The sequence below is a fragment of the Methylobacterium gregans genome, assembly GCF_022179245.1.
In the GTDB taxonomy this organism is placed as follows: Bacteria; Pseudomonadota; Alphaproteobacteria; order Rhizobiales; family Beijerinckiaceae; genus Methylobacterium; species Methylobacterium gregans.
Genome location: NZ_BPQM01000146.1, coordinates 1 through 11,187 on the forward strand (window position 1 = coordinate 1; position 11,187 = coordinate 11,187).

An 11,187-nucleotide genomic window follows, 5' to 3' on the forward strand; every position below is an offset into this window, starting at 1 on the left:
CGGAACTCGCCGAGGCGATGGAGCGGGGCGCGGTCGAGACCCTGATCGTGCTAGGCTCCAACCCGGTCTACGAGGCGCCGGGCGGCCTCGACTTCGCCCGCCGGATGGAGCGGGTGCCGCTCAAGATCCACGCCGGCCTCTACTACGACGAGACCGGCGCGCACGCGGACTGGCACCTGCCGCTCGCCCACCCGCTCGAATCCTGGGGCGACGCGCGCTCCCTCGACGGCACGGTCGGTCTGATCCAGCCGACCATCGCGCCCCTGCACGAGGGCCGCACGATCCACGAGATGCTCTCCTTCCTGCTGGAGGGCGAGATGCGCGACGGGCTCGGCCTGCTCAAGGCCCATCTGCGCCGCCCCGGCGAGGACGAGGCCGCGTTCGAGGCCCGCTTCGCCGAGGCCCTGCGCCTGGGCTTCCTGCCCGACAGCGCGAGCCCGGCCGAGACGGTCGCGCTCACCGGCGCCGCGCCCGCCGCGGCCCCGGCGGCCCCCACGGGGATCGAGGTGGTGTTCCGGCCGGACCCGACCGTGTGGGACGGGACGCACGCGGATCTGAGCTGGCTTCAGGAACTGCCCAAGCCGCTCACCAAGGTGGTCTGGGAGAACGTGGTCCTGATCTCCCCGGCGCTCGCCGAGCGGGAGGGCATCGCCACCGGCGACGTCGTCGCGGTCGAGGCCGGCGCGGCCCGGATCGAGGGTGCGGCCTGGATCCTGCCGGGGCAGGCCGAGGAGACCGTGACGCTCACCCTCGGCTACGGCCGCAACGTGCCCGACCACCTCTCCCGCGGCCTCGGCTACGACGCCAACCGCCTGCGCCCGGCCGACACGCCCTGGCGCCTGCAGGGCGCGAAGCTCGCCAGGACGGGCGAGCGCCGGATGCCGGCGACCACGCAGGATCTCGGCACGATGCAGGGGCACGACTTCGTGCGCGTGCAGGCGGAGGGCGCCGAGCCCGTGGGCGAGGACGCGTCCGCCCGCCTGCCGAGCTTCTACGGTCCGTCCTCCGAGGATCGCGGCGCGAAGGCGGCCTGGGGCATGGTGATCGACCTCGACGCCTGCACGGGCTGCAACGCCTGCGTCACCGCCTGCCAGTCGGAGAACAACATCCCGGTGGTCGGCCGCGACGAGGTCGCCCGCGGCCGCTGGATGGGCTGGATCCGGATCGACCGCTACTACGCCGGCAGCCTCGACGAGCCCGCGACCCATTTCCAGCCGGTGCCCTGCATGCATTGCGAGCAGGCGCCCTGCGAGGTCGGCTGCCCGGTCGAGGCGACGCTGCACGACAGCGAGGGCCTGAACCTGCAGGTCTACAACCGCTGCGTCGGCACCCGCACCTGCCAGAGCTACTGCCCCTACAAGGTCCGGCGCTTCAACTATCTCGACTACACGGGCGACCAGCCGGCCGTCCTGCAGCAGCGCAACAACCCCGAGGTGACGGTGCGCGCCCGCGGGGTGATGGAGAAGTGCACCTACTGCATCCAGCGGATCGCGGCCGCCCGGATCGACTCGGCCAAGGACGCCCACGCCGCGATCCCCGACGGCGCCGTCGAGACCGCCTGCCAGAACGCCTGCCCGACCCGGGCGATCGTGTTCGGCAACATCGCCGATCCGGAGAGCCGCGTCGCGCGGGCCCGCGCGGAGGGGCGCCATTACGCGCTCCTGGGCGAGCTCAACACGCGCCCCCGCACCACCTACCTCGCGGGCCTCGCCCCGGCGGACGGGCAGAAGGCGCCGCCTCCGTCCGAGCAATCGCCCGGGCAATCGCCCGAAAAGGAGGGCTGACGCGTGGCCGACGCCGCCCTGATCCCTCCCGGCGAGACGCTCGCCGGCATCGGCCGCACGGTCACCGCCGTGCCGATCCGGCACCCGCTCGGCCGGCGCTGGTGGATCGCCTTCGCGGCGGCGCTGGGCCTGCTCGCGGTCTTCGCCGCGTCCCTGTTCTGGCTGCTCTTCGAGGGCGTCGGCGTCTGGGGCAACAACAACGCCGTCGTCTGGGCGCTCGACATCGCGAGCTACGATTGGTGGATCGGGGCGGCCTGTGGCAGCCTGCTGGTCTCCGCCACGCTGCTGCTGCTCGGTGCGGAGTGGCGCGGGGCGGTCAACCGGATCGCCGAGACGGTCGCCCTGCTCTGCACCTGCGCGGCCGGGCTCTACCCGATCATCCATCTCGGCCGGCCCTGGTACTTCTACTGGAACCTGCCCTACCCGAACACCTTCTCGCTCTGGCCGCAGTTCCGCTCGGCGCTGGTCTGGGACGCGATCGACATCGTCTCCTTCCTGGTGGTGTGCGTCAGCCTCTGGTTCATCGGCCTGCTGCCCGATCTCGCCGCGCTCCGCGACCGTGCATACGCCGACGCGATGCGCCAGCGCGAGGCGCGCACCCTGACCCGCGGCCTCGCGATGGGGCGGGCGCTGACCTACGGCCTGCTCGCCTCCGGCTGGCGCGGGTCGGCCGCCCACTGGCAGCTCTGGTCGCAGGCCTACCGCACCATCGCGCTGCTCGGCGTGATGCTGGTGGTCTGCGTGCAGACCGGCGCCTCGGTGATGTTCGCCGGCTCCGTGATGCCGGGCTGGCACGACACGATCCTGCCCGTCACCTTCCTGGTGAACGCGGTCTTCTCCGGCGTCGGGCTGACCGGCGCGGTCGTGGTGCTGATCCGGGCGGTCTATGGCCTCGACGCGCTGGTGACGGAGCGCCATCTCGGGCTCCTCGCCCGGCTCCTCCTCGGCCTCGGCTGCGCCAGCCTCTACTGCTACGCCACCGAGTTCTTCTCGACCTTCCTGCACGGGGATTCCTACGCGCGCGGCGTGCTCGCCCGCCGGGTCACCGGCGAGCACGCCGCCGCCTTCTGGACCGTGCTCGCCTGCCTGCTCCTGCCCGCGCAGGTGTTCTGGTCCGAGCGGGCGCGCCGCGCGCCGCTGGTCATCGCGGGCGTCGGCGTCCTCGTGGCGATCGGGGCCTATGCCGACCACGTCATGGTGCTGCTCGTGACCCTCGGGCAGAACTTCCTGCCGGCCGCCCACGAGCCCTTCCGGGAGACGGTCTGGGGCATCACGACCTTCGCGGGCTCGGTCGGCCTGTTCCTCGTGCTGCTCCTCCTGTTCCTGCGCTACCTGCCGGCGGTCTCGATCACCGAGACGCGCCGCCTCGCTCTCGCGCAGGCCCCCGTCGCCCGGGCGGCGCAGGAGACGGCGCGCCCCGACCCGGCCGCCGAGCCGGACCCGGACACGGTCGAGGCCGGCACGCCGCTCTGGGGCGTCAGCGCCAGCTTCGCCTCGGAGGGGGAGCTCGCTGCCGCGGCCCAGGCGGTGGCGAACCTCACCGCCGCCCGCAACGGCCGCGACGTCCATCTCGACGGGCATGGGCCGGTGCCGATGCCGCGGGTCACCCGAGCCTTGGGCTTGGAGACCCGCACCCTACGCCCCTACGCGCTCGGCGGAGCCCTCGCGGGCGGCCTCGGCTTCTACGGGATGTGCGTCTACGCCAGCGCCTACCACTACGTCTTCCTGATCGGCGGGCGGCCCCGCTTCTCCTGGCCCTCCTTCGTGGTGCCGAGCTTCGCCTTCGCCATGATGAGCGGGGTGGTGGCGATCCACCTCGCGCTGCTGGTGCTGAACCGGCTGCCGCGCCTCAACCACCCGGCCTTCAACATCCCGGGCTTCCTGCGGGCCAGCGAGGACCGCTTCTTCCTCTCGGTGGAGGCGCGAGGGGAGGGCTTCGACGCGGAGCGGATCGAGCGGCGGCTCGCCGCGCTCCCGGCCGGTGCCGGCCGGCCCCTCGAGATCCGGCGGATCCCGCGATGACCCGGATCGTCCGCCTCACGGGACTCCTGGCGATCCTCCTGGCGCTCGCGAGCTGCGAGGAGGCCAACATGGCCGAGCAGCCCAAGGCCCGGACCTGGGACCGCAACCCCTACTTCGCCAAGGCCATGACCATGCGCGATCCGGTGCCCGGCACGGTGCCGCGTCAGGATCCGGCGGCGGCGGCGCCCCAGCCCGCGACGATCACCGCCGCGCTGCTGGAGCGGGGCCGGGAGCGCTACGGCATCTTCTGCACGCCCTGCCACGGCGCTTCCGGCGACGGGAACGGCATCGTGGTGCAGCGCGGCTTCCCCCATGCCGGCAACCTCGCCGCGGACCGGTTGCGGCAGGCCACCGCCGCCGAGCTCTACCGCGCCATCGGCGAGGGCCACCGCGCCATGTTCGGCATGGCGCAGATGATCCCGTCCGCCGACCGCTGGGCGATCGTCGCCTATCTGCGCGCGCTCCAGCTCAGCCAGGGCGCCGAGGTCTCAGGCCTGCCCGCCGAGGACCGCGCCCGCCTGGAGGCCGCCCGATGAGCCGCCCCGCCAAACGTCCTCTCGGCAAGCGTACTCTCGGTCAGCGGCTCGCGCGCCCATTGCCGCTCGGCCTCGCCGGCCTCGCGGCGCTCGCGCTCGCCGTCCTCGCGGCCGGCTGGCGCGAGGCCGCCGGCGCCTACCTCGCCGCCTGGCTGGTCCTGCTCGGGCTCGCGGCCGGCGCGCTGCCCGTGGCGGTGGCGCTGGAGCGCTTCGGCCTCAGCGCACACGACCGCGGCGAGGGCGAGATCGCGCTGAGCCTGCGCCGCCTGCTCGGGCTGATGCCGGCCGCCGCGATCCTGGGCCTGCCCCTGCTGGCCGCCGCCCCGCTCCTCTATCCCTGGGCGGACGCCCCGCCGGACACGCCGCTCGGCCGGCTCTGGTTCACCTTGCCGGGCTTCTGCCTGCGGGTCGTCGCCTATCTGGGTCTCTGGGTCTGGCTCGCCGCGCGCTTCCGCGACGCGCCCCTCGGGCCCCGCGACGGCCGCACCGCCGCGGGCGTCGGCCTGCACGCGGTCGTCGGCACGCTGGCGGTGACGGATCTCGTCGGCTCCCTCGACCCGCGCCTCGGCTCCAGCCTGGAAGGCCTGCTCGTGCTGACGGCGTGGAGCGGCCTCGCCTTCGCGGCCGCGATCCTGCGGGCGCCCGAGGAACCGGCCCCGGTCGGCCGCGGTCGCGCGGCGGCGGGCCGCGACCGGCTGGTGCCGCTGGCCGTCCTGCTGGCGCTCTGGGCCTACCTGCACTTCGTGCAGTTCCTGATCGTCTGGTCGGCCAACCTCCCCGACGAGGTGCGCTGGTACTTCGCCCGCGGCGGCTGGGCCGGGCGCGGGCTCGCGCTGATGGCCGGCGCGGCCGTCCTCGCCGCGGCGCTCGCCACCCTGCGGCCGGGCCGGCCCACCACCCGGGTGCTCGCGGGCCTCGTCGTCGTCCTGCATGCCGTGGAGATGTTCTGGCTCGTCACGCCGGCCCTGCGCGACCGCTTCACCCTGACGGCGGGCGACCTGCTGGCCGCGCTCGGCATCCTCTGCCTCGCCACGGCGCTGCGCCCCCTGGCGCGGATGCCGCACCCCCGTGGTCCCAAAAGCACCCGCGAAACGGGCACCAGCGAAGCGGGCAGGAGGGTGCCCGCATGAGCGAGGTGCGCAAGGCTCCCGGCGGCCTGATCCAGGCGATCCTCTCCGGCCTCGGTCGCCGCCGCTCCCCGGCGCCCGACCCCGGGCCCGCGCACTGGCCCGAGGCGCCCCGCGCCGGGCCTGGCTACGAGACCGAGGATGTCGACGTCCGCAAGACCGGCCTCGTCATGGCCGGGCTCGCGCTCTCGGCGCTCGTCGCGGTCGGCCTGATGCTCTGGCTGATGCACGCCTTCGCGGCGGGCCAGCGCCGGGAACTGCCCGCGCTCACCCCGCAGCAGACCGCCGCGCTGAAGCCCCCACCGCCGAACCTGCAGGCCGATCCCTACAGGGACATCGCCCGCGAGCGCGCGGACGAGCGCGGCCGCCTCGACGGCTACGCCCTCACGCAGGCGGGCCGCGCCCGCATCCCGATCGACCGCGCCATGGAGCTGGTGACCGGCCGGCCGCTGGATCCTGCCCGATGACCCCGCACCACTCCGCCCTCGAACTCTGGCCGGCGGCGGTCTCGGCCAAGGCCGTCGAGACCGATTACCTGATCCTCGCCTTCACGGTGCTGACGCTGGCTCTGACCGTGCCGGTCTTCCTGGCGATCACGTGGTTCGCCTTGCGCTACCGCGACGGCCAGGAGGCCGACCGCGAGCCCAGCGGCATCCGCTCGAACCTCGTCGAGATCAGCTGGATGCTGATCCCCTTCGCGCTCACCCTGATCTTCTTCGCCTGGGGCGCGCGCCTCTTCGTCCATTCCAAGAACCCGCCGCCCGACGCCATGGTGATCGAGGCGATCGGCCGGCAATGGATGTGGAAGTTCCAGCACCCGACCGGCCAGTCGGAGATCAACGACCTGCACGTGCCGATCAACCAGCCGGTGAAACTGCGCATCATCAGCCAGGACGTGATCCACGCCCTCTACCTGCCGGCGGTGCGCATGCAGGTGGCGGCGATCCCCGGCCGCTACACCGAGTTGTGGTTCAAGGCCGACCGGGCCGGCACCTATCACCTCTACTGCTCGGAATATTGCGGCACGGACCACTCTCTGATGGAGGGCCGGATCACCTTCATGGAGCCGGGCGACTACCAGGAATGGCTGACGCACGGGGGCGCGCAGCAATCCGGCCCCGCGGCCGGGCTCGCGGTCTACAACGCCTACGGCTGCGGGACCTGCCACAACGCCGATTCGCAGATCCGGGCGCCGCGGCTCGCCGGCCTCTACGGCCGAGAGGTGAAGCTCGCGGACGGCACCACACGGGTGGCGGACGATACCTACCTCCGCGAAAAAATCCTGAACCCCAACGGCAATCGGCTGGCCGAGGGCTACAAGCAGATCATGCCGAGCTACGCCGGCAAGGTCCCGGACGACGACCTCACCCGCCTGATCAATTACCTCAAATCCGACATGCGCGCCGCCGCGGGCGCCCCCGCCGCCCAGGGATCCACCCAAGGATCCGCGCAAGGAGCCACGCCATGAGCGCATCCGGCACCGTCGAGGGCGAGGTGGCGAGCCGCGAGCCGCACGCGCCCGAGGCCACGCTCGGCCGCCACGCCGACTACCTGCACGCGAAATCGACCCTGCGCTCGTGGTTCCTCACCACCGACCACAAGCGCATCGCGATCCTCTACCTCGCCTCGATCACCGCCTTCTTCGTCATCGGCGCGGTGGCGGCGGGCGTGGTCCGCCTCGCGCTGATCGTGCCGAACGGCGCGATCATGACGAACGACACCTACAACAAGGCCTTCACCATCCACGGGGTGGTGATGGTGTGGTTCTTCCTCATCCCCTCGATCCCCGCGACCTTCGGCAACTTCCTGATCCCGCTGATGATCGGGGCGAAGGATCTCGCCTTCCCCAAGCTCAACCTGACGAGCTGGTACATCTTCATGGGGGGCGCCCTCTTCACCATGGTCTCGGTGGTGCTGGGCGGGGTCGATACGGGCTGGACCTTCTACGCGCCGCTCTCGACCGCCTTCTCGAACAGCTGGGTGCTGCCCGCGCTCATCGGCGTGACGATCGTGGGCTTCTCGTCGATCCTGACGGGGCTCAACTTCGTGGTCACGATCCACACCATGCGGGCGCCCGGCATGACGTGGTTCAAGCTGCCGATCTTCGTCTGGGCGCACTACGCCACCAGCCTGATCTTCCTGCTGGCCACGCCGGTCATCACCACGGCGCTGATCCTACTCATCATGGAGCGCGCCTTCCACATCGGGGTGTTCGACCCGGCCTACGGCGGCGACCCGGTGCTGTTCCAGCACCTGTTCTGGTTCTACTCGCACCCGGCCGTGTACATCATGGTCCTGCCCGGCATGGGGGTGATCTCCGAGATCGTGCCGGCCTTCGCCCAGAAGAAGCTCTTCGGCTACCGCTTCGTCGCCTACGCGTCGATCGGGCTCGCCTCCGTGACCTTCTTCGTCTGGGGCCACCACATGTTCGTCAACGGGCAGAGCGACCTGGCGAGCCTCGCCTTCTCGGTCCTGTCCTTCGCGGTGGCGGTGCCCTCGGCGGTCAAGGTCTACAACTGGACCGCGACGATCCATAAGGGCCGGCTCAGGCTCGACACGCCGATGCTCTACGCGATGGGCTATATCGGCCTCTTCGTGCTCGGCGGCCTGACGGGGCTCTATCTGGCGACGCTCGCCGTCAACCAGCACGTCCACGCCACCTACTTCGTGGTGGCGCACTTCCACTACATCATGGTCGGCGGCACGGTGCTGGCGTTCCTCGGCGGCCTCCACTTCTGGTGGCCGAAATTCACGGGGCGGATGTACGTCGAGGCCTGGGGCCGGATCTCGGCGGTGCTAATCTTCATCGGCTTCAACGTCACCTTCTTCCCGCAATTCATCCTCGGCTATCTCGGCATGCCGCGGCGCTACGCGACCTATCCACCCGAGTTCCAGCTCCTCAACATCCTCTCCTCGGCCGGCGCCACCATCCTGGCGGCGGGCTACCTCTTCCCGATGCTCTACCTCGTCTACTCGCTCTGGTTCGGCCGGAAGGCGCCGGCCAATCCCTGGGACGCCAAGGGCCTCGAATGGGAGACGGCCTCGCCGCCGCCGACCCACAACTTCCTGGGCGATCCGCAGGTGCCGAAGATCCCCTACGACTACCCGATCCAGGCCCAGGAAGCCCGGAGCCAGCACGGATGAGCGAGGCGCTGCCCGAGGGCGTCGGCGTCGCCCGCGCCGAGCATTTCGACAGCGTGGCGCAGCAGCGCTACGCTGCGACGCTCGGCATCTGGGCGTGGCTGATCACCGAACTCCTGCTCTTCGCCGCCCTGTTCCTCGTGGCGCTGATCACCCGCATCGAGCACCCCGAGGCGACGGTCGAGGCCGCGCGGCACCTCAAGTTCTGGATCGGCGCGGTCAACACCGTGGTGCTGATCTGCTCCAGCCTCACCATGTCGATGGCGATCGAATTCTCGCGCATGGGCTGGCAGCGGGCGATGGTGCGGGCGATGCTCGCCACCGCCGCGCTCGGCGCCCTGTTCCTCGTACTCAAGGGCTACGAGTACTACGCCGACTATCAGGAGCACATGATGCCGTTCCTGTCGGGGCGGCCCTACGAGCTCGCGCAGAGCCCGGCCTCGCGGCTCTTCGTGAACCTGTACTACGTGGCGACCAGCCTCCACGCGCTGCACCTGTTCACCGGTATCGCGATCCTGCTCGGGATGACCTGGAAGGCGGCCAAGCCCGGGTTCCTCGGCCGGCACCAGAACTGGATCGAGGTCTACGGCCTGTACTGGCACTTCATCGATCTGGTCTGGATCCTGGCTTTCCCGATCCTCTACGTGGTCAACCGGTAGGGCGACGATGCGCAACCCGATCCACGCTCTCTCGTCCGAGGACCGCGCGCTCCTGCGGCGCCACATGCGCAAGCCGGTCCTGACCTTTCTGGCGCTCCTGGCGCTGCTGGCCGTCAACGTCGCGCTCGGGGTCACGGTGCCCTTCGCCTACACCTGGGCCCTGGAGATGGCCGTCGTGAGCGTGATGGTGGCGCTCATCCTGCTCGTCTCGATGGAGGTGCGGACGGAGCCGCCGCTGGTAAAGCTCTTCAGCGTGCTCGGCTTCTTCTGGGTCGCCATCCTGGTCGGGATGACGCTGACGGATTACCTGGCGCGCTGACGCGCCGCCCTACGCCGCGGGCGCCGAGGATTGTCCCGTGCGCGCCCGCCCCACCTCGATCAGCGCCGCGAGCTCCCCCGCCGCCGCGCGCACGCGCTCGGCGAGCGCCGGGTCCGAGACGCGGTACTGTTCCATCTCGGCGCTGCCCGCGTAGACCGAGGTCGGTGCGATATGGGCGGCGAAGAAGCCGAAGAGCGGGCGCAGGGCGTGCTCGACCACGAGCGCGTGGCGCAGGCCCCCGCCGGTGGCGGTGAGCGCCACGGGCTTTCCGAGCAGCGCCTCCGGGCGCACGAAGTCGAAGACGTGCTTGAACAGACCCGCGTAGGAGCCCTGGTAGACCGGCGTGCCCACGATCAGCGCGTCCGCATCCTCGATCGCCTCGACGATGCGCTTGGCCGGCAGGGGCAGTTCCTCCCGGCTCGCCACGACGAGGCCCGCGCCCGCGTCCACGAGGTCGAACACCGCCAGATCGATGCGGCGCACGCGGGCGAGATCGGCCGCCACCGCCTCGACGAGGCCGCGGGTGCGGGAGGGCCGGCTGGCGCTGGCCGAGAAGGCGACGACGCGGGGCAGGGACACTCGGCTAACCTCCGGTCTGCCCGAGACGACCCCTGGGCTTGAGGGCTGCGACGGCGGGTTCGGGGCACCCGTTGTGACGCGCGGAGCCCGATGTGCAAAGCTCGGACCGGCCGCCGATCCGTACAGTGCCAGATGGTTCTGGCCGGGCCGTTAAGCCAGATGGTTCATGCCGGGAAACCGAAAGACCCGCCCTGTCCCGGCGCGAGATCAGGGAGCCCGATCGCGAAAGCGCCAGACGTGGCTCTGCTTGATCTCCGCATCCTCCAGGGCCCGCGTCACCGGGACGCGGTAGCTCGCGATTGGGTCCAGACGCGCGCGCGGCAGGTAGGAGCGGCCCGGATCCCCCACGAGCACCCGCGTGCCGCGCGCGGCGAGATCGCCCAGCCAGTCGCCGACCCGGGCGGCGAGGTCGCGCTCGTAGAAGATGTCGGCCGCCAGCACGAGGTCGGCCTCCGGGTCGCGCCCGATCAGGTCCTCGGCCGTCGCGGCGATCCGCTCCGCCACGCCGTTCGCCGCGGCGTTGAGCGCGATCGCCGGCAGCGCGAAGGGGTCGAGGTCGCTGGCGAGCACCCGCGCGGCACCGGCCCGCGCCGCCGCGATCGCGCAGAGGCCGGAGCCCGAGGCGAAGTCGAGCACCCGCGCGCCTGCGCAGAGGTCCGGGTTGTCGAGGAGGTAGCGGGCGAGCGCCTGTCCGCCCGCCCAGGCAAAGGCCCAGAAGGGCGGCGGCAGGCCGATCGCCTCCAGCTCCTCCTCGGTCTTCTGCCAGAGCGCGGTGGCCTCGTCGGCGACGTGGAGCCGGATCTCGGGTGCGTGCGGCACCGGGCGCAGCGCCGTGTGGGCCAGGATGAACGTCCTCGCGCTCTCCGGGGTGATGCGGCTCATGCCAGGAGCTCGCGGTAGATGCCGCAGACGGCCGCCGCCACGGCCGCCTCGGTGAAGCCGCCGGAGAGGATGCGCGCGCGCGCCGCCTGGCCCAGCCCGGCCACGAGGCCCGGGTCGGCCGCGAGGCGGGCGAGCGCC

The 11,187-nt window shown here is 71.8% G+C and carries 11 protein-coding genes and 1 pseudogene; 9 read left to right on the forward strand and 3 right to left on the reverse strand.

Features of this window, described 5'->3' with window-relative positions:
* From MFF54_RS24460 to MFF54_RS24500, 9 genes are all read left to right on the forward strand, one after another.
* Positions 1-1,784 (forward strand): 4Fe-4S dicluster domain-containing protein (locus tag MFF54_RS24460; protein ID WP_238306806.1); only part of this gene is annotated, 1,784 nt, incomplete at its 5' end.
* A gap of 3 nt (positions 1,785-1,787) precedes the next feature.
* Positions 1,788-3,806: a quinol:electron acceptor oxidoreductase subunit ActD gene (locus tag MFF54_RS24465; RefSeq protein WP_238306807.1), complete on the forward strand. Its 2,019-nt coding sequence runs from the start codon at positions 1,788-1,790 to the stop codon at positions 3,804-3,806.
* Positions 3,803-4,342 (forward strand): c-type cytochrome, encoded by a 540-nt coding sequence (locus MFF54_RS24470; protein ID WP_238306808.1) that lies wholly within the window; start codon positions 3,803-3,805, stop codon positions 4,340-4,342. Before MFF54_RS24465 ends, MFF54_RS24470 begins: the two co-directional genes overlap by 4 nt.
* Positions 4,339-5,472: a hypothetical protein gene (locus MFF54_RS24475; protein WP_238306809.1), complete on the forward strand. Its 1,134-nt coding sequence runs from the start codon at positions 4,339-4,341 to the stop codon at positions 5,470-5,472. Before MFF54_RS24470 ends, MFF54_RS24475 begins: the two co-directional genes overlap by 4 nt.
* Complete coding sequence (locus tag MFF54_RS24480) at positions 5,469-5,936, forward strand: hypothetical protein (RefSeq protein WP_238306810.1); 468 nt, start codon at positions 5,469-5,471, stop codon at positions 5,934-5,936. The genes MFF54_RS24475 and MFF54_RS24480 overlap by 4 nt, the downstream gene beginning before the upstream one ends.
* Positions 5,933-6,937 (forward strand): cytochrome c oxidase subunit II, encoded by a 1,005-nt coding sequence (gene coxB / locus MFF54_RS24485; RefSeq protein WP_238306811.1) that lies wholly within the window; start codon positions 5,933-5,935, stop codon positions 6,935-6,937. Before MFF54_RS24480 ends, coxB begins: the two co-directional genes overlap by 4 nt.
* On the forward strand, positions 6,934-8,613 hold the full coding sequence (locus MFF54_RS24490) for a cytochrome c oxidase subunit I (RefSeq protein ID WP_238306812.1): 1,680 nt from the start codon (positions 6,934-6,936) through the stop codon (positions 8,611-8,613). Before coxB ends, MFF54_RS24490 begins: the two co-directional genes overlap by 4 nt.
* Positions 8,610-9,269 (forward strand): cytochrome c oxidase subunit 3, encoded by a 660-nt coding sequence (locus tag MFF54_RS24495; protein ID WP_238306813.1) that lies wholly within the window; start codon positions 8,610-8,612, stop codon positions 9,267-9,269. The genes MFF54_RS24490 and MFF54_RS24495 overlap by 4 nt, the downstream gene beginning before the upstream one ends.
* Positions 9,270-9,276: 7 nt before the next feature.
* A complete protein-coding gene (locus MFF54_RS24500; protein ID WP_238306814.1) occupies positions 9,277-9,588 on the forward strand; it encodes an oxidase in 312 nt (103 codons plus the stop codon).
* Between the two features lie 9 nt (positions 9,589-9,597).
* Here the strand turns inward: MFF54_RS24500 and MFF54_RS24505 are convergent, their stop codons facing one another.
* The 3 genes and pseudogenes from MFF54_RS24505 to MFF54_RS24515 form a co-directional block, all read right to left on the reverse strand.
* Positions 9,598-10,167, reverse strand: coding sequence for an NAD(P)H-dependent oxidoreductase (locus MFF54_RS24505; RefSeq protein WP_370880201.1), 570 nt, complete (start codon positions 10,165-10,167; stop codon positions 9,598-9,600).
* Between the two features lie 207 nt (positions 10,168-10,374).
* Positions 10,375-11,049, reverse strand: a complete 675-nt coding sequence (locus MFF54_RS24510; protein WP_238306815.1) for a class I SAM-dependent methyltransferase — start codon at positions 11,047-11,049, stop codon at positions 10,375-10,377.
* A pseudogene (locus MFF54_RS24515) lies at positions 11,046-11,187 on the reverse strand (glycosyltransferase family 1 protein); the annotation flags it as partial. The pseudogene MFF54_RS24515 and the gene MFF54_RS24510, both read right to left, overlap by 4 nt.